Origin of the sequence: Paraburkholderia sediminicola (assembly GCF_046026675.1) — a bacterium.
Classification (GTDB): Bacteria; Pseudomonadota; Gammaproteobacteria; order Burkholderiales; family Burkholderiaceae; genus Paraburkholderia; species Paraburkholderia sediminicola_F.
The window spans coordinates 1,746,818-1,765,403 of record NZ_JAQQEY010000002.1 but is presented as its reverse complement, the minus strand read 5'-3'; the positions used below and the strand labels follow the sequence as shown (position 1 = coordinate 1,765,403).

At 62.3% G+C, this 18,586-nt stretch carries 16 protein-coding genes and 2 pseudogenes; 9 read left to right on the top strand and 9 right to left on the bottom strand.

Features of this window, described 5'->3' with window-relative positions:
• Positions 1-321 precede the first annotated feature (321 nt).
• From PQQ86_RS27580 to coxB, 7 genes are all read right to left on the bottom strand, one after another.
• Positions 322-741 carry a GFA family protein gene (locus PQQ86_RS27580; RefSeq protein ID WP_408274140.1) on the bottom strand — a complete coding sequence of 140 codons (420 nt, stop codon included), beginning with the start codon at positions 739-741 and terminating at the stop codon, positions 322-324.
• A 44-nt stretch (positions 742-785) separates the two neighbouring features.
• Positions 786-938, bottom strand: a complete 153-nt coding sequence (locus tag PQQ86_RS27575; RefSeq protein ID WP_408274137.1) for a DUF6496 domain-containing protein — start codon at positions 936-938, stop codon at positions 786-788.
• 116 nt (positions 939-1,054) lie between these two features.
• A complete protein-coding gene (locus PQQ86_RS27570) occupies positions 1,055-2,305 on the bottom strand; it encodes a phosphatidylserine decarboxylase family protein (protein WP_408274134.1) in 1,251 nt (416 codons plus the stop codon).
• A 268-nt stretch (positions 2,306-2,573) separates the two neighbouring features.
• Positions 2,574-3,983 (bottom strand): c-type cytochrome, encoded by a 1,410-nt coding sequence (locus PQQ86_RS27565; protein WP_408274132.1) that lies wholly within the window; start codon positions 3,981-3,983, stop codon positions 2,574-2,576.
• Between the two features lie 133 nt (positions 3,984-4,116).
• Positions 4,117-4,731 carry a cytochrome c oxidase subunit 3 gene (locus PQQ86_RS27560; RefSeq protein ID WP_408274129.1) on the bottom strand — a complete coding sequence of 205 codons (615 nt, stop codon included), beginning with the start codon at positions 4,729-4,731 and terminating at the stop codon, positions 4,117-4,119.
• A gap of 1 nt (position 4,732) precedes the next feature.
• Complete coding sequence (gene ctaD / locus PQQ86_RS27555; RefSeq protein WP_408274127.1) at positions 4,733-6,745, bottom strand: cytochrome c oxidase subunit I; 2,013 nt, start codon at positions 6,743-6,745, stop codon at positions 4,733-4,735.
• A gap of 16 nt (positions 6,746-6,761) precedes the next feature.
• A complete protein-coding gene (coxB, locus tag PQQ86_RS27550) occupies positions 6,762-7,799 on the bottom strand; it encodes a cytochrome c oxidase subunit II (protein ID WP_408279376.1) in 1,038 nt (345 codons plus the stop codon).
• A 284-nt stretch (positions 7,800-8,083) separates the two neighbouring features.
• Here coxB and PQQ86_RS27545 point away from each other — a divergent pair.
• Positions 8,084-8,730, top strand: a pseudogene (locus tag PQQ86_RS27545) (KUP/HAK/KT family potassium transporter); the annotation flags it as partial.
• Between the two features lie 24 nt (positions 8,731-8,754).
• Positions 8,755-9,159, top strand: a complete 405-nt coding sequence (locus PQQ86_RS27540) for a hypothetical protein (protein ID WP_408274125.1) — start codon at positions 8,755-8,757, stop codon at positions 9,157-9,159.
• Positions 9,160-9,707: 548 nt separating this feature from the next.
• Here the strand turns inward: PQQ86_RS27540 and PQQ86_RS27535 are convergent.
• A complete protein-coding gene (locus PQQ86_RS27535; RefSeq protein WP_408274122.1) occupies positions 9,708-9,860 on the bottom strand; it encodes a DUF6496 domain-containing protein in 153 nt (50 codons plus the stop codon).
• 263 nt (positions 9,861-10,123) lie between these two features.
• Here PQQ86_RS27535 and PQQ86_RS27530 point away from each other — a divergent pair, with 263 nt between their 5' ends.
• The 6 genes and pseudogenes from PQQ86_RS27530 (at position 10,124) to PQQ86_RS27505 (ending at position 17,082) form a co-directional block, all read left to right on the top strand.
• The gene (locus tag PQQ86_RS27530; RefSeq protein WP_408279375.1) at positions 10,124-10,516 is read left to right on the top strand and encodes a PRC-barrel domain-containing protein; all 393 of its coding nucleotides are present in this window, start codon (positions 10,124-10,126) and stop codon (positions 10,514-10,516) included.
• Between the two features lie 263 nt (positions 10,517-10,779).
• Positions 10,780-11,487: an MgtC/SapB family protein gene (locus PQQ86_RS27525; RefSeq protein ID WP_408274119.1), complete on the top strand. Its 708-nt coding sequence runs from the start codon at positions 10,780-10,782 to the stop codon at positions 11,485-11,487.
• Positions 11,484-12,416: a cation diffusion facilitator family transporter gene (locus PQQ86_RS27520; protein WP_408274117.1), complete on the top strand. Its 933-nt coding sequence runs from the start codon at positions 11,484-11,486 to the stop codon at positions 12,414-12,416. Before PQQ86_RS27525 ends, PQQ86_RS27520 begins: the two co-directional genes overlap by 4 nt.
• 136 nt (positions 12,417-12,552) lie before the next feature.
• Positions 12,553-14,880, top strand: a complete 2,328-nt coding sequence (locus tag PQQ86_RS27515; RefSeq protein WP_408274113.1) for an FdhF/YdeP family oxidoreductase — start codon at positions 12,553-12,555, stop codon at positions 14,878-14,880.
• Positions 14,853-15,148, top strand: a pseudogene (locus PQQ86_RS27510) (trehalase family glycosidase); the annotation flags it as partial. The gene PQQ86_RS27515 and the pseudogene PQQ86_RS27510, both read left to right, overlap by 28 nt.
• 137 nt (positions 15,149-15,285) lie before the next feature.
• Entirely contained in the window at positions 15,286-17,082 is a 1,797-nt protein-coding gene (locus PQQ86_RS27505; protein ID WP_408274110.1) for a thiamine pyrophosphate-requiring protein, read from the top strand.
• A gap of 59 nt (positions 17,083-17,141) precedes the next feature.
• On the opposite strand, the gene PQQ86_RS27500 is transcribed toward PQQ86_RS27505, so the two are convergent.
• Positions 17,142-17,675: a cupin domain-containing protein gene (locus tag PQQ86_RS27500; RefSeq protein WP_408274108.1), complete on the bottom strand. Its 534-nt coding sequence runs from the start codon at positions 17,673-17,675 to the stop codon at positions 17,142-17,144.
• Positions 17,676-18,140: 465 nt separating this feature from the next.
• On the opposite strand from PQQ86_RS27500, the gene PQQ86_RS27495 reads away from it, so the two are divergent.
• A complete protein-coding gene (locus tag PQQ86_RS27495; protein WP_408274105.1) occupies positions 18,141-18,473 on the top strand; it encodes a hypothetical protein in 333 nt (110 codons plus the stop codon).
• Positions 18,474-18,586: the final 113 nt, after the last annotated feature.

Below are 18,586 nucleotides of genomic sequence, written 5' to 3'. Positions count from 1 at the left end.
ATCCTTCTGCAGTCGCAAGAGTGCGTGTAAAAACCGTTCGTCAATCTTCCTTTTTTGTTCATACGAAACAATTGCAAACCCGCCGGCATTCTTTACGCGCCGAACCGCACTGCATCGGATTTCGTGCGTTGTCGTCTGCCGGTGGCAATACGACCAATGTAACGCCCCTTGCTGCGACGCCCATATGCCTAACCTGTAGAGGAGGAAGATCATGCCGGCCCAGACGCAGACGCCGGGGTCGGGCCGCTGCTCTATCACGCCAGCGGAGCGCATGCAGCCCGACGACGCCCATAGAGTCAGCGTCATGGAGCAGCACTGCATTCATTGATCAGGCGGCGCCGGTCTGTTTTCGTTATATTCGACCCGCACATCGGCCGGCAACCATGGCTCCTTGTGGCAGCACCAAAGCTCGTAGGTCGGTTCATAAAGGCCGACCCGGTCGAAGGCGCCCAACGGGAGATCCAGTTCGTCGCTATCGAGGTACTCCATAAACGCGACCGATCCACACGTCGGGCAAAAATACCTTCGTGCTCCCGGTGAGCTCTGCCACATCTGCGTAGCGCCGGAAAATTCCACTGCGCCACGCTCGAACATTGCATAGCCGCCGAACGCGCTCCCATGTACTCGCCGACACGTCATGCAGTGGCATATCGAGACGCGCCTGGGTTGCGCGCTTACCCGGAATCGCACCGAGCCACACGCGCATCCGCCGGTTTGTTCGTCTGACTCGCTCCTTGTCATCACCACACCCTCCTTCGCGGACTCCGTGGACCGCGCACCAGCGCTTACTTGTCGCTCTTCTTCGGAATCTTCGCGCCGGATTTGCGCGCCTGGTTCAATGCGATGGCTACAGCCTGTTTTTGCGGCTTACCATGTTTCGTCTTTGTCTTGACGTTGTGCGACAAAGTGCCCTTCGACGTTCCTTTTTTCAGCGGCATAACCGTCTCCTTTCGCTCAGAGACTCACGAGTTGCAGTTGGAGCTGTAACGGCTCGCCACACAGAGACATGCCATCACACTACGCACACAGCTAGTCCTTACTGGTGCGCATCTGCTTAACGTGCAATGGCGATACGCGTGTTCACCTTCACCGGTAAGGCATTATCGTCAAACGGCGGTTGTGGAATGAAGCAGCTAACAGCGCCGGGCTCGAAAACCACGCAACAGGAGGAGCCGCCGTACTGGAAGAAGCCCAGTTCATCTCCCTTGCTGACGTGCTGCCCGGGTAACGCCTCGATCACGCAGGACGACACGTCCGCCATGCCGACGAACACGCAGCCGACCCGCCCAATCGCTGGGTCGTCGCACTCGATCACGATCACCGCGCGAGCGGCAACCGCCGTGATATAGCCTTGCGAGTCATTAAGTCCGCCTGGGTCTTCGCCTTCCGAGTCCGCATCCGAGTAATAGCTGCCATCTACCGCATATGCTTTTAAAATCAAGCCACTCACCGGCGCGTGCCAGCGGTGATAATTGAATGCGCTCAGAAAAGCCTGATACACCGAACCGCCGGCAAAACGTCGCGTTATGTCGGATTGGCCCGACGTGAACATGTCTTGCAATGAGTAAGGCTGCGACTTGATCCAGAACGTGTCGTGAAGCTTGACGTCATGCTGGATGTTGTAGGGTGCGGCCTCACACGGGCTTACGATGACCTTTGGGTTATCCGGCTCATCAACAGGCCGTACTCCCGGGCGAAACTGGCGCGTAAAAAAGTCGTTCCACGAAGCAAATCCCCAATACGGTTCGTGGGGATCGCAGAGGAATTGCAATAGCCCGATCTTCTTGTCGGCTTCCGCACTGAACCAGCCGTTTGGGGGCGAAGTGTTCAGATGTTCGCGTGAATGGGGCCCGCTCAGAAAACCACACCAGCAGTTCAGGACACGCTTGAGTTGCGCGTTGAGTACGGGATCGCGGAACAGCGCATAGCCGGACGGCATGCACATCGGCCAGTCCAGCATGGCGTTCAAGGGGCAATGAATCAGGCTCGTTTTGCTGAACGGAGGTGAATAGGTCATCAGGTAGTCGAAGACGACCATCAGTTCGTCAATCGACGCATAGCCGAGCATGTATCCCGCATCCCGCGCCTGGGCGATAGCCCGCGTCATGTCCATTCGCAGCACCGGGTCACCGTGGATCAGCGTCGCCAGTTCCTCGACGGCACTCGTGCGAGGCACGTGGGCCGCGCGCTCGCGCGCTTTCACCGCAAGTTCGGTTCTGTATCGCGCCAGATGGGCTTCGTTGCGCGGAAGCCATTCCCCTAGCCTCCGTCGCTGCGCACGTGGATCGCCCGTTTTGTCGGTCATGCGTTGGAACTCCCTGCTCGTCGAAAACATCGAAATCGGACATGCTTTCGCGCGGCTCATTCTGCTCGCGGAGGAGCCAGACTATCGTCTGGCTCCTTTCGTCCATAGCGAATCTGTTCGAATACAAACGGCCACTGCTTCGGCGGCATTCGCAACCTGTCGTCACCAAACGTGGCGAGTGGTTCGGATAACAGGTACACGGCCAGTGATGATGGGCCCGTGGTCGGCATCGAGATTGACTTCGCTGTCAGCAACCCATGTGCCCACGCTATTTATGAATGGCGCTGCGCACGCTTGCCACATCGCGCGTCGTAACAGGCGACGCCGCGTTGCCCCACGTATTGCGGATAAACGTCAACACCTGGGCCATTTCCTCGCTGGTCAGCTGATCCGCGAAGGACGGCATCTTGCGCGAGAGCGGCCCGTTCTCCGTGTGCGGGCTCGCGCCGCCCTCGACCAGCAGACGCACGAGCGACGTGGTCTGCGGCGCAAGCACTGCGGGATTGCCCGCGAGGCGCGGATACTTCTGCACGACGCCTAACCCATCCGCCTGATGACAACGTGCGCAATAGCTCTGGAAAATACCGGCACCCGGCCGCTCGACGTCGCCAGTACGCAGCGCCTGCACAGTTTGCTGCGCCGCGCGCGAATGCATGTCGTAGAGCCCAGCCGGCTCGCGCGGCCGCAAGCTCTTCAGGTACGCGGCGACGGCAGCCAGATCGTCGTCGCTCAGATACTGCGTGCTGTCTTCGACAACCTGAACCATGCTGCCGAAGGTAACGAGACCCCCGCCGTGCCCGCTTCTCAGGAACGCTGCAATGTCCTGCGCCGGCACGCGTCCAAGACCCGAACCCGGGTCGCCGGTGAGATTCGGCGCGAACCAGTGATCGTTGGTGCCGCCTGTCAGGTAAAGATGCGCATCGTCATCGTAGCCGCGCTCCTCATAAGCCGGACCGCGCGGCGTATGGCACGCGCCGCAGTGGCCGAGCGATTGCACGAGGTAGGCCCCCCGATTCCACTGTGCGTCGTGCCCGGGTTGTGACGCGTATTGTCCGCTCGGCACGAACGCCCAGTCCCAGAACATCAGCGCCCAGCGCTGGCTGAACGGAAAAGGCAGCCGCGTTTGCGGCGCCGATTGTGCGACGGGTTTGACGCCATGCATGAAGTACGCGTAAAGCGCGTGCATGTCGTCGTCGTTGATCTTCGCGAAAGACGGAAACGGCATTGCCGGATAGAGCCGCTTGCCACCAGGCGCAATCCCTTCGCGCAACGCGCGGGTGAAGTCGTCATAGGTATAGCGGCCGATTCCACTGACGGGATCCGGTGTAATGTTGGACGAGTAGATCGTGCCAAACGGCGAGGCCATGCCCAGGCCACCGGCGAAGGGAACAGGCGGCACCTCGTGGCCCGGGTGGCCGCCGGCGGGCGCTGCGGTATGACAACCCGCGCAATCGGCGGCTTTCGCCAGATACGCGCCACGGGCAATCAGTGTTGTGTCCGGCGCGGCTTGCGTGGCGCTTGCAAACGGCACCCCCGGTTGGGCCGCGTGAAGCGCCGCTGACGCCGCCAGCGTCCCCACGAAAACCGTGACGCAACCCGCCGCCAGCACGGCAAGCAGACGCCGGCGATTGAAGCGCTCCCGAGTCGTTGGCCGGTGTACGGATTTGCGCGCGCTCATCTTCGCCACCTGCATGGCGAGACAATCAGCACCGCGATATCGGTGGCGGTCCGCGCGTGCGAACCGCGTAGGCGCGGCATAACAGCAGATGTGGAAGCCTGCGCTGCTGACGGCGCGTTGGTTCTGGTGGGACTCATGACGCTTGCCTGAACAGATACGGCGTCAGATACAACGTGGCGAAGATAAACAACCACACCGCATCGACGAAGTGCCAGTACAGTCCGCCGATCGTCAGCGCCACGCACCGCCGCTCGTCGAAGTAGCCAAACGCCGTCCATAGCAACAGCAGAAACAGTACGACGACTCCCACCGCGACGTGCACCATATGAAACCCGGTGATCGTAAAGTATAGCGAGCTGTACAGCTGCGCGGTCAATCCATATGGATGGCCATGCCATTCGCGAGACTGGATGCCGATGAACGTGATGCCGAGCAAGACCGCCACACCCATCGAGGCAATGCCCCAGCGCAGCCGCCGGCGCCGCACGCAGCGCTCGCAGAACCAGACAAAGCCGCTGCTCGACAACAGGAGGCCGGTATTCAGAATCCCGAGGCCGAGCTTGGGCAGCCCCTCCGGCGGCCATTGCTGACCCGTTTGCGCCGCAAGGTACAGATACGAAAAGATCAGATAACCGAACAGCGCTCCTTCGGTGACGATCAGCGTGAGGCAGCCCCACCATCCGCCGGAGCGCTCGCCGGCACTCCCAACCGGCAAGGTGTACTCGTGACGTGTGGTGACCTCGTCCATGTCAGTCTCCTGCGTCGGTCACGGTCTGTGGCTCGCGCTGGATCAGCGCGCGTTCGGGCCACAACCACACCACGATGGTTATTGCGCAAGCGAGCAGCGCCGCCGCCGTAAAGAACCCGGCGCGTAGCGCGAGTCCGGCAAACACGAGCGTCGCGAACAGGCCGAGCCAGAATGGTGCGTACGAATCGCAGGGCATCTTCAGGATCACATCCGGCTTGCCTTCGAGCGCCGTAGTGCCAAGCGCCTCGCGGCCTTCGCCCAGCAGGAAGCCCTCGTCGAGCGTCGAGCGGCGGCGCGGCGCCCCGCCCCCCGAGCCCTCTTCCATCCGCCCTTCCCACAGTGGATGACGGCTCGCGACAAACGGCACCACCGCGAAGTTATACGGCGGCGGCGGCGACGAAACGGCCCATTCGAGCGTCGGCGCATCCCACGGGTTATCGCCCGCGATGGCACCGCGTTTGACGCTGTAAAGCAGATCGACAAGGAAAATCAGCACGCCGGACGCGAACACGAACGACCCGAGCGAAGTCACCAGATTCACGGTGTTCCAGCCCATGTCGGCCGGATACGTATAGATGCGCCTCGGCATGCCGAGCAGCCCGGCGATGTGCATTGGAAAGAACGCGGCGTTAAAGCCAACGAACATCACCCAGAAACCAAGCTTGCCAAGCCGCTCGCTCATCATCCGCCCGGTGAATTTCGGAAACCAGAAATAGATGCCGCCAATCACCGGAAATACGTTGATGCCAAGTAGCACGTAGTGCAGATGCGCGACCACGAAATACGTATCGGTCAGTTGCCAGTCGAGTGGCACGGCGGCCGTCATCACACCCGACACGCCGCCCACCACGAACAGCAACACAAAACCGGCGAAGAACAGGAACGGCACGCGCATAACCGGCCTGCCCGTCCAGATCGTCGCGATCCATGCGAACGTTGCGACCGCGCTAGGCACCGCGATCACCATGCTGGCCGCACCGAAAAATGACAGCGCGAGCGCCTGGATACCGGTCGCAAACATATGATGGATCCACACGACAAACCCGACCAGCATGGTCGCCACCGTGGAGAGCGCCACCGGCCCGTAACCGACCAGCGGTCTGCGGCAGAACACCGGCAACGCATCAGAAACGATGCCCATCGCCGGCAGCACGACCGCATAGACCCATGGGTGCGCGAAAATCCAGAACAGGTGCTGCCAGAGCAAAGGCCGCCCGCCGTTGAGCACGTCGAAAAAATGTGTGCCCACGCGCCGGTCCAGCCACAGCAGAAAAAAAGCCAGGCTCACCGACGGCACTGCCAGCAGGTTGGCGCCCGATGCGGTCAACGTGCCCCACACCAGCACCGGCAGCCGGTCGAGCGACATGCCCGGCGCACGCATCCGCAGCAGCGTGACGACGAAGTTGATTGAGCCGACGGTGGTCGAAATGCCGAGCAGCACCATCCCGAGCGCATACACGTCGATGTTGGGTCCGTTGTCGTATTCCAGCCCGGATAGCGGCACGTAGTTGAACCAGCCCGCATTCGGCGCTTCGCCAAGCGGAAAGCTCGCATAGAGAAACAGGCCCGCGAATACAAACACCCAGTAAGAAAACGCATTGAGGCGCGGAAATGCCATATCGCGCGCGCCGAGAATCAATGGCCAAAGATAGTTCGAGAAACCGGAAAGCACAGGCAGCGCATACAGGAAAATCATCGTCACGCCATGCATCGTGAAGAGCTGGTTGTACTGTTCGGGCGTCAGCAGCGTCGAGTTGGGCCGCGCCAGTTGTAAGCGCATCAGCAGCGCTTCAATGCCGCCCGCCAGCAGGAACAGAAAGGCCGTCAACAGATAGCGCAGGCCGATAGTTTTGTGATCGACCGTCGAGAACCAGCCGCGCCAGCCTGGCCGCGCTTCCCACAGTTCCCGCAAGCGCGCCTCCTCCGCGCTACCCGGTTCGATGCGGCCGACGCGCAGCGTGCGCGACAGGCTCAACGCCTCGGGTTGCGTTGAAGACACGGTGGTATCGGGCATCGGCTGGGCTCCTTCGTCAGTGCAGCGTGGACAGATACGCGGACAGCGCAGCGGCATCCGCTGCGGTCAAGGCAATGGACGGCATCAGCGAGTCCGGCTTGATCCGTTGCGCGTGCTGGATCCAGTCGATCCGATGCGCGGGCGTGTTGGTGAGCGCCCCCGCGGCCAGCAGGCGACGCGAGTCCAGATGCGTCAGATCAGGGGCCTGGGCGCCCAGTGCATCGGTGCCGCGCACCGTGTGACACCCCGCACAGCGCTCGCCGAAGAGCCGCTGCCCCGCGGCTGCATCGGCGCTGCTCACAGGTTGCGCGGCCTGCCCCTGAGCGCGGCGCCACGCATCGAAATCCTGGGCGCTTTGCGCGACCACCTCGAACGCCATGTGAGCATGCTGCGCGCCGCAGAACTGCGAACACTGGCCGCGATAGGTGCCGGGCTGGTCGGCCTCGATCCATTGTTGGTTGATCTGACCGGGAATCGTCTGCGTTTTGCCGGCCAGTTGCGGCACCCAGAACGCGTGAATCACATCGGCGCTCCGCAGTTCGATCTTCACCGGCTCGCCGACCGGAATATGGATTTCATTGGCGGTCACGAAGTTGCACGCCGGGTCCGGCGCGTCGCTATAGGTCACCTTCCACCACCAGTCGTACGCAGTGACAGTAATCGTCAGGTTTGGCTGCCGCGCGGGTGCGGCGACGGTTTCGAGGGTCATCAGCGCATAAACAAGCGACATGAGCAACACGACCGACGACACGCCGGTGCCGATATAGATCCAGGCAAGCCCGCCGCTATCCGCATGGAGCGCGGCCGGGTCGGCATGCGGCCGGCGTCGCGCGATGGCGATAAACAACAGCACCGCCACCAGCGACGACACCGCGACCGCCAGCGCCGTAAGCATCCAGCCCAGCTGCATGGTGGGCACCGCAGCAGGGCCGGCCGCATGCAGGAAGTAATTGAGAGGCGCGATGCCAGGCGCCGGTTGCGCGGCGGCGGATGTCGCGGCAAGCCAGACCGACGCGGCACACGTGCGCATTGCAACGCAGCCGCGCAACGCCATCGTGAACTGTTGCCGTATCCGCATCCGTCCCGTCTCTGTGAGTCCTGGTTTCGCGGCCGGCCACCCGGAAGGTGGACGTCCTGCGTGTGGACGACGATTAGCAAAAAACGGACCGCACTCGCCGGCTGTTGCCAGACGGAGCAAACCGCGCGCAGGTTCGGATATGCCTGCTGACACAAGCCACGCGGGCCTTGGCCGCTCCAGAGCGGGCACCTCGTTTGCTGGACGTCGGTGCGCCGCGGGCCGTGGCCGGCGCAATGTCCGGTCGTACTCTTCGGGACGAATCCCAATGCCAGATCAGAGCGCCCCCTCGCACGACGAGCAGGATCGTAAGCAACCTGAGGACCGGTCCGCCCGCGCTTCCCGCGATCAGACGCCGCAGATCTGGATCACCGCCAACTTCAAGGAATCGCAACTCGAGCGAATGCGTCCGGGCGACAAGCTAAGCGTCGAAGTCGATGCGTATCCGAAGTTCGACCTGCACGGCCATGTCGATAGCATCCAGCTCGGCAGCGGCTCACGCTTCTCGGCGTTCCCCTCCGAAAATGCAACTGGCAATTTCGTCAGGATCGGACTGTTCGGCGCCGCAATGTTCTATGGCGATTCGATGGTGACGCCGGCGGTTTCGGTGCCGTCGGCAGTTAAGGGCCTGCGGCAGATCAGCATGAAATTCGATCCATTCGTCGGGCCGGCCGCGCTGGCGATCCTCGTCGCGCTATTCGCGTTTCAACGGCACCGCAGCGGTCGGCCGCTGGTTCGGACCAGTGATGGACGTGTGGTTGGTTCCTCTGGCTCGTGGTGGTCGGCGTGCACCGCGTCGCGCAGCATCGGCACGTGTTGCGCGCATTGTCGCCGGGCTGGGCGATCCAGCGAGGCACACGCCTTGCGGCCTTACTCGTACGCGGGTTGTCACAGGCTCGCTGCAACCTAACCCCGATTTCTGGAGGATCCGACGATGAAAAGCTCGACGAGGAAACTGATTGTTTCGGCGCTGGTGATGGCATTTGCCGGCGGCGCTTATGCCCAGGCCGGCGGCGCCGGAACGGGTGGCGGTACTGCCGCGGGTGGAGGCGGTAGTGGAGGCGGTAGCGCAGCCGGAGGCGGTGTAGGAGCCGGCGGCGGTGGAACGGCGGGCCCGGGTGGCACCATGGTTCGGCCGGGCACGCCGGCACAGAACACGGGCGGCTACGGCAGCCCCGGCGGCACCGTTACCGGCGGCGGACAGGGTACGGGCACGGGCGCCTCGCCCAATACGATGACGCCGAACGGCACGAATTCGACGTACCCACGCGGTACGAACAGCACGAACGGCAACACCATGAACCCGCCGCAGCCGGATACATTGCAAAACGGTCAATAACGGCGAGTACCGCACCGTAATATCGACTGCCGACCCGCCACAGTGCGGCCCGTTCGGGCCGCACTGTCTGCAAGGCAGAATATGCGCTAACGCCGCCCGATTTTGTAATCCGCGGTTAGTCGCACTGTTGAGGAAATCGGAAGTCGGCCTCGTCATTTTTGATCCCACGCAAGCATGGCCTCAATTAGAAAACCTGATCGCGGACTTTGTCTACCTCCGCTTGCATGGCACCAGAGAGTCAGCCGCGACGAGTAGCGTCGCTCCTGCATCGAGCGAGCCGGCCGTTGTGACCAGACCCAATGCGGCGGTAAGCGGGGCCCGCGCCGTGGCCCCTCGCGAGGCACCGCTTGTGTCGCGTTGCGCCAAAGCGCGCAACGGTGGCACTCATCCGGTGTCGCAGGCTGCTGGTCGCGCTCGACGCCCGGAGCGAATCGAGCACCACCGGGTGCGCGCCGCGTGTGTTTGTTATCGGTCATGGTCGGCATTCCCACGACGCCGCGAATCGTTGAGCGGCTCCTCAACTCATGCTGCCATGCAGCTCTCGTCCATTACTTCTCGCTCTTCTTCGGAATCTTCGCACCCGACTTGCGCGCTTGGTTTAATGCGATCGCCACAGCCTGTTTTTGCGACTTGCCGTGTTTCGTCTCTGTCTTGATGTTGTGCGACACCGTGCCCTTCGACGTTCCTTTTTTCAGCGGCATGATCCACTCCTATCGATCGGCGAGTTCAAAGGAAGCAACCCTCGAAAACGGGCTGCCTTGCACAAAGGCAGCATGCGCCGTGCCAACCCCTTGCAGCGGCTTTGCTCACCATTCACGCGGTCAAGGACTCGCGCCAGACGCTGTCACGGCCAAAGTCAGGTCTGGATTCGCCGATCCCCACTACGATCTGTCGGTCGAGCGGCGCGCGGCACGAGTTTTGCCCTGCTATATGCACCTGCCGTTGCCGACTGAAGGTGAAAACCATGATTCAACGAATAACCACGCTTGCTTCCGCAGGACTGCTCTGCGCGATTTTAGCCATCGGTGCGCTAGCTCAAGGGGCGCCTCAATCCATTACGGAAAGGCGGACCGATGTCGTCCAGCTCTCGGCTGGATACCGGGCATCCAGACTCCAAGGCGCAGCCGTCTATAACCGCGACAAAGACAGGATCGGCAAAGTGGACGACCTCGTCGTCGCGCCGAAAGACAGCAGCGTCTTTGCGATTCTGTCGGTAGGCGGATTTCTGGGGGTGGGCAAGCATCTGGTGGCGGTGCCATTCAGCGATCTGCAAATCGATGGCAGGCAGCTCATCCTGCCGGACGCAACGACGAAGTCCCTGGAGGCGTTACCCGAATTCAAGTACGCGCCTGAGTAGGCGCGGCAGCACGCGATGCAAGCCAGTGCGGTGAGCAAAGTCTGCATTGCACCGCGCATCTTTTTCAAAGCAGCGTTGGCCCGGCCGCCGCCGATCTCCTGCATTACTTTGCCCGTGCCGCCGCATAGCGTGCCTTCGCCCTCCACCATGCCAGTGCCGTGGCACGCGCGGCATACGTCCTACCTGCAGCGATCGCGTCGGGCGGGCGCTTCGTCGCCAGAAGTATCACCCCAACCAACCGCCTGATAGAGAGCCCCACAACCATGCAACCGATGCCGCTCGTCCCAGACTGGCAAGACTTCGTAATCCGGCTCGCGGTAGCGCTCGTCACCGGCACCGCGATCGGCTTGAACCGCGGTGAATCGGGCAAGGCCGCAGGGTTGCGAACGACAATGCTGGTTTGCCTCGCCGCGTGCATCGCCATGCTTCAGGTGAATGTCTTGCTGCCGCAGGCCGGCAAACCGGAGAATTCGTTCGTTGTGCTCGATTTGATGCGCTTGCCGCTTGGCATCCTGTCCGGCGTCGGTTTCATCGGTGCGGGCGCGATCCTGCGCAAGGACGGCCTCATCGTGGGGGTGACGACCGCCGCGACGCTGTGGTTCGTCACCGTGATCGGACTGTGTGCCGGAGGCGGTCAGATCGCGCTGGCGGTGGCCGGCACCGCGCTCGGCCTGATCGTGCTTGAGGTGCTCGGCGTGCTCGAACGCCGCCTGCCGCGCGGTCATCGCGCATGGCTGACGGTTGAATACGCGGCGGCATCGCGCGAGCGCGGCGAATGGATCGCGCGGCTCGAACAGCAGCGCTGCAACGTGGACTCGAAGGGGGTGCGCATGAACGCGGGCAACGGGCTGCTTGAAGAACGCTTCGAGGTCCGCTGGCGCGCGCCGCTGAAGAGCCACGCGGTCGAACACGCGCTTAGCGCGCTCGTTAGCGCCAGCAGCCATGCCGCGTCATGGTCCGTCGACGCATGAGCGCCCACATAAACGGCGCCGCGCCACGAGCCGTGTATTACGCTCTGGCGTCCAACGTCGTGGTGGCGCTTTGCAAATACGCGGCCGCGGCCTATACCCATTCCGGCTCGGCATTGGCCGAAGCGATCCACTCAAGCGCCGACTGCGTGAACCAGTTTCTGCTGCTGATCGGCAACCGGGCGGCCCGTAATCGTGCAGATGAGCAACACCCGCTCGGCTTCGGCCGTGAAACGCATTTCTATGCACTGCTGGTGGCTTTGCAGATTTTTCTGGTGGGCGGCGTCGCCTCGGTCGTGGTTGGCGTGGTACGGCTGCTGCATCGCTCGCCGCTCGAGCATCCGTACGTGGTGATAGTCGTGCTGTGCGTGTCGGGCGTGATCGAAGGCAGCGCGTTGAAGGCATCGATCGGCACCATTGACCGAGCCCGCCGCAAGGCCGGACTATGGGCCTGGTTCCGCGCGACCGGGCAGCCGCTATTGCTGCTCGCGGTCGGCGAAGATGCCGCCGCGCTGGCGGGGGTAGTGGCGTCGCTCGTGGCAGTCGTCCTGTCGGTCCTGACCGGCAGCCCGGTATTCGATGCGTGCGGCGGCATCGCCGTCGGGCTGATCCTGATGGGCACCGCGGTTTTCTCGATGCGAGAGATCAAATCGCTGATCGTAGGCGAAGCGGCTCATCACCACGTGAGGCAAGCCATGCATGCGTGGCTCGCACAAAGGTCTGAGATCCAACGCGTGGTGAGTCTGATCGTGCTGAAGTGGGCCGACGATCTGGTAGTAGCAATTCAGGCTGAACTGCGGCCGCAAGGCAGTGCCGATGATCTCGTGCGCACCATCAACCAGATCGAAAATGATCTGAAGAACGCGTTTCCGCCGGCAAAGTGGATATTTTTTGAGCCTGAGTTGCCCGAACACGGAAGTCATCCGCTATAGACGGTCTGCCATCGGCTCCCCCGCCGTCTTGCATGAAGGTCGCGATGCGTCGTGCGCCCGCTTGCGGGTCCGCTTATTGCGCCGCCATTCGTGATGGCAGGCTTGCACCTGCCGGCCAGTTTGCGGAGGAGTCGCCATGAGTTCGGACACACCCGTCAAGGAATATCGTCATCCAGCCGGCGGCTGGGGTTCGGCCAAGGCAGTCGCGTCGATTCTCGTACAGGAGCATGTTGCGCTGCATGGCAGCCGCATCCTGATGCATCAGAACAAGCCGGACGGTTTTGCCTGCGTCAGCTGCTCGTGGGCGAAGCCTGCCGATCCGCATCTGTTCGAGTTCTGCGAAAACGGCGCGAAGGCAACTGCATGGGAGATCACCAGCAAGCGCGTGGATGCGGACTTCTTCGCGGCCCATACGCTCACGGAACTGGAGTCATGGTCCGGTCTCGAACTCGAATCGACTGGGCGGCTGACCGTGCCGCTGCGCTGGGACCCGGCGACCGACCACTACGTGCAGACCACGTGGGAACACGCGTTTGCCGAGATCGCGAAAGAGCTGAACGCGCTGAACCCAAATGAAGCGGTGTTTTACACATCGGGGCGGGCGTCGCTCGAAACTTCGTATATGTATCAGTTGCTCGCGCGGATGTACGGCACCAACAATTTGCCGGACAGTTCGAACATGTGTCACGAAAGCACCTCGGTCGGCCTGCCCAAAAGTATCGGCGCGCCGGTCGGCACCGTGACCCTCGACGATTTCGAGCAGGCCGACTGCCTGTTCTTCTTCGGCCACAACACCGGCACGAACGCGCCGCGCATGCTGCATCAGTTGCAGGCCGCGCGCAAACGCGGCGTGCAGATCATCACGTTCAATCCGCTGAAGGAGCGCGGGCTCGTGAGCTTCGCGAATCCGCAAGCACCGCTCGAGATGCTGACTGCCAGCGAGACCCAGATCAGCACCCAGTACCATCAGGTCAAGGTGGGCGGCGACGCGGCAGCCGTCGCCGGGCTTTGCAAGCTGTTAATCGAGTGGGACGACGATGCGCAGCACAGCGGCGCGCCGCGCGTGCTCGACACGGCGTTCATTGCCGAACATACGCACGGCTTCGAAGAGTTCGCGCAGGCGATGCGGGACACCTCATGGGAGACCATCGAACACTACTCACAGTTGGCGCGCGGGGCGCTCGAAGCCGCCGCCCGCGAATATGCAAAGGCCAAAGCGGTGATGGTGCTGTACGGAATGGGTATTACCCAGCACCGCAGCGGCGTGACCAACGTACAGATGCTGACCAATCTACTGCTTCTGCGCGGCAATATCGGCCGGCCCGGCGCCGGCATCTGCCCGATCCGCGGCCATTCGAACGTGCAGGGACAACGCACGGTGGGCATTACCGAGAAGCCCGAACTCGCGCCACTCGACAAGCTGGCCGAATTCTATGATTTCGAGCCGCCGCGCGGCAAGGGCATGAGCACGGTCGAAGCCTGTCAGGGCGTGCTCGACGGCAAGGTCAAGGCGTTCATTGGACTGGGCGGCAACTTTCAGGTCGCCACGCCCGATCACCACGTGATGGACCCTGCATGGCGCAAGCTGCGGCTCAACGTGCAGATCGCCACGAAACTCAACCGCAGTCACCTGATCCATGGCGAAGTCGCCTATCTGTTGCCCTGTCTTGGCCGCATCGAAATCGACCGCCAGGCGAGCGGCGAACAGGCCGTCAGCGTCGAGGACAGCACCGCCTGCATCCACGGCTCGCACGGCTATGCGGAGCCCGCCGGCGAGATGCTGCTGTCGGAACCGGCGATCGTCGCGGGACTGGCGAAGGCGTTGCTGCCGCGCAATCCACGCGTCGACTGGGACGCATGGGTAGGCGATTACGCACTGGTCCGCGACGCGATCGAACGAACTTACCCTGACCAGTTCCGCGATTTCAACCGGCGTTTCTGGCAGCCTGGCGGATTTCACCGCCCGATTGCCGCATGCGAGCGCAAGTGGCAAACGCCGAGCGGTAAGGCGAATTTCATTGCGCCGGATACGCTCGACGAAGATGCGGACATGCCGTCAACCGGCGAGAGCGTGCTGCGGCTAACGACGACACGCGGCGACAGTCAGTTCAATACGACGGTCTACTCGCTCGACGACCGCTTTCGCGGCGTCATGGGCACCCGCGACGTATTGCTGATGCATCGGGACGACATGGCTCGCCTGGGGTTCGACGAGGGCAGCGCGGTGTGCATCGCGACCGTATCGAACGACGGTATTGCGCGTGAAATCGACGGCATGCGTGTGCATGCGTTCGATATTCCGCAAGGTTGCCTGATGGGCTATTACCCCGAGTGCAATCCGTTGATCCCTCTGTCGCATCACGCGCAGGAAAGCCTGGTGCCGGCCGGCAAGTCGATTCCGGTGCGGTTGCGCAAATCCGAGCGTGTGGAGCAAAGCGCCGGTTCGCGAACGGCAAGACGCTGACGTCGATCGACGTGACCTCGCTCGTGCCGGTCGACCTGAATTGCCTGCTCTACGATCTCGAACGCACGCTCGCCAAAGCCTACCGCTTGCAGGGCGACGTCACGCGGGCCGAGAACATGGCGCAGCGCGCGAACGTGCGCGCCGACGCGATTCGCCGCGTGCTGTGGGATCCGCAATTGCAGGCCTTTGGCGATTTCGATTTCGTGCATCGCCAGCTGACGCGCCGCCTCACTGCTGCGCCGCTTACCCGCTGTACGCGGGTGTCGCGGACCATTGCTCGGTGATGGAGCGTGCGCACCCAACGCGGCGTCCCTGGACGCCGCGGATAAAGCGTCATGCGTGGCATAGGCCGCGGTATGGCGTAACGCGTAAAACCATCCTTGCCATCCGTTTGTGGAGACTGCGATGACTCAAACCGTCGGTGACTTTATTGTCGAAAGACTGCATGCGTGGGGCGTGCGGCGAATTTACGGATATCCGGGAGACGGCATCAACGGCGTCTTCGGTGCGATGAATCGCGCCAACGGCAAGATCGAATTCGTGCAGGTTCGCCATGAGGAAATGGCTGCATTCATGGCCTCGGCACATGCAAAGTTCACCGGCGAGTTGGGCGTATGCATCGCCACTTCCGGGCCGGGCGCCTCGCATCTGATCACCGGGCTTTACGACGCTCGCATGGACCACATGCCCGTACTGGCGATTGCCGGACAGCAAGCGCGTGCGGCGCTCGGCGGCCACTACCAGCAGGAACTGGATCTGGTGTCTATGTTCAAGGACGTAGCCGGTGCGTTCGTGGAGCAGGCTGCCGTGCCTTCGCAGGTCCGGCATCTGGTCGATCGTGCGGTACGTATCGCGCTGTCGGAACGCAAGGTCACGGCAATCGTGCTGCCCAACGACCTGCAGGACCTCACCTACGAAGCGCCGGGCCGCAAACACGGCACGCTGCATTCGGGCGTCGGCTATCGCGCCCCGCGACTCGTCCCCTACCCCGACGATCTGCAGCGGGCCGCCGATGTGCTCAACGCCGGCAAAAAAGTCGCCATTCTGGTCGGCGCAGGTGCGCTGCGCGCCACGGACGAAGTCATCGCCGTAGCAGAAAAACTCGGCGCGGGCGTTGCCAAGGCCCTGCTTGGAAAGGCCGCGTTGCCGGATGATTTGCCTTGGGTCACCGGGTCGATCGGACTGCTCGGCACCAAACCCAGCTACGATCTGATGAGCGAATGCGACACCCTGTTGATGATCGGCTCGGGTTTTCCATACGCTGAATTCCTGCCGAAAGAAGGCGCCGCCCGCGGTGTGCAGATCGACCTTAAGGCTGACATGCTCAGCTTGCGCTATCCCATGGAAGTCAATCTGGTGGGCGACAGCGCCGAGACGCTGCGCGCCTTGCTGCCGTTGCTCGAGCAGAAACAGGATCGCGCGTGGCGCAAGAAGATCGAGGGTTGGACTGCCGACTGGTGGAAGACGCTCGACAAGCGAGCCCATGAGATCGGCAAGAACGGCATGAACCCTCAGCGCAGCGTGTGGGAGCTATCTTCGCGCATACCGGCCAATGCGATCGTTACAAGCGATTCCGGCTCGTGCGCGAACTGGTATGCACGCGATCTGAAAGTACAGCGCGGCATGATGTGCTCGTTATCGGGTGGCCTTGCCTCGATGGGCGCAGCGGTGCCGTATGCGATCGCCGCGAAATTCGCGTACCCCGAGCGGCCCGTCATAGCACTGGTCGGGGATGGTGCGATGCAGATGAACAACATGGCAGAGCTCATCACGGTAGCCAAATACTGGAAACAGTGGGCCAATCCGTGCTGGATCTGCATGGTGCTCAACAACAGCGACCTGAATCAGGTGACGTGGGAGCAACGTGCGATGGAAGGCGATCCGAAGTTCGAGGCGTCGCAGGATATTCCGTCCGTGCCATATCACCGTTTTGCGGAAATGATCGGTCTCACCAGCATTTACGTCGACGACGCCGAACGCATGGGCGACGCGTGGGAGCGGGCGCTCGCCGCGGACCGGCCCGTGGTCATTGAGGTAAAGGTCGATCCGGATATTCCGCCTCTACCGCCGCATATCACGTTGGCGCAGGCAAAAGCATTTGCATCAACGCTCATCAAGCGCGATCCGAATGAAGGCAACGTGATCGTCGAAACAGCGAAGCAGGTGCTCGACGCGGTGTTACCGGGGCATCGTGACAAATGACACCGCCTCTGACTGAAACCTCCGCGTTGCGGCGCGGCACGGATCGATCGCTTGCGGATTCAAGCTACGTCAAGCCATTGTTCGATAACGGGCCCGCGCTCGCCCAGTACAGGATCGCTCGGAGGAAATGGCAGGGACTCCATTGCAACAAGCTCCGCCGGCGTCAGCCTCTCGCGCCGAATGTCCCACTGCTGCCCTGGTGGGTAGGCCCCCACCACACGCAGATTGCCGGCGAATGCTTGCAGGCAATGTCCGGTGCCGGCCGGCAGCAGCACCGCGTCGCCCGGGCGCAACGTGACCACGCGTCCACCGGGGCCGCCAATGATGACCTCAGCCGAGCCCGATGCGATGCCCAACACCTCGTGCGCGGTCGAATGAAAATGGTGATAGTCGAAGATGCTGTTACGCCATTGCGGCGGCCATTGGTTATGCTGAAACAGCGCTTCGAATTCGGCAGTCACATCATCGCCCGCGCCCGGTATCGCCGCTCGGTAAATCGCCACGGCGAGTTTGCGATTGTTCGGCACCCAGTCGCGCGGTGCCAGCGTGAATGCTTCGTAGTGTCCCTGTTCAATCTGCCGCTCGTATTGCATATCGTCCTTCCCTGATTGCCGAATTTGTGTACCCGCCGGCATCGCCTTGCGCGGTGCTGCACGATGAACTTCAGTGGAAAACCTTGCATTGCACCGGGCATCATTTTCAAACGCCCTCAAATAGGTCCATGGCCCAACCATTGCTACGTGACTGGCTCGATCGGTATTCCCAACCCAGTCATATGAATCCGTTTCGATCCGGACACGCTGTCTCGCGCAACTTTTGTACCAACCGCTTGACCATTTTCCCGGTTGCGCCTTCTGTCTGACTGGATGGGTGGGACAGGACGCGTCATCAAACGGGTTTCTGCGCATGGGTGGCCGGGCGGATTTGCAAGTGGCTTCTGGAATGATTAATGCTCCTCAGTGTGTTGTGCGGGGGGTCTGGTGATCTGGATGAAGGGGCGGCTGGCCAAGGCCACCGCAGCTGCCGACGCATGACAAGCTCGCTCTCCGGAGGTCAGAATGTCCACGCAGCCGACCAACGCGCAAATCGAAGTTTCACGGGACGATCCCGTGATCCAGGCGATATCGGTTCAATACAGCACGCCGGTCGACAATGGGCGCTACCGACTCACCGTGCGTGCAAAGTCAGGTAGCCTGAAGGTCGTCGCCGCCTGGCAGGCTCTCAGTTGCGAGGCTTGCCAGGCCGACCACATCCGGTTCCGTGTGGATCGCCGTCACAGTTTCGAGGAAATGACTTTCGCATTCGCCACCGTCTCCCCCGACGTGCTCGCTGCGATCGTGACCCGGCTGATCGCACTGCCATGGGTGCTGGACGCGTACTTTTATCGGTGAGCCGTGCGGACAGAGGTCGGTTCCGGCTTGGTGCTACTGGTGCCTCAGGCCATGCGCTCGCGGAATAGCGGCGGTGCCCCGCCCGACTTACAGCGCGGCGATCACAACCACGC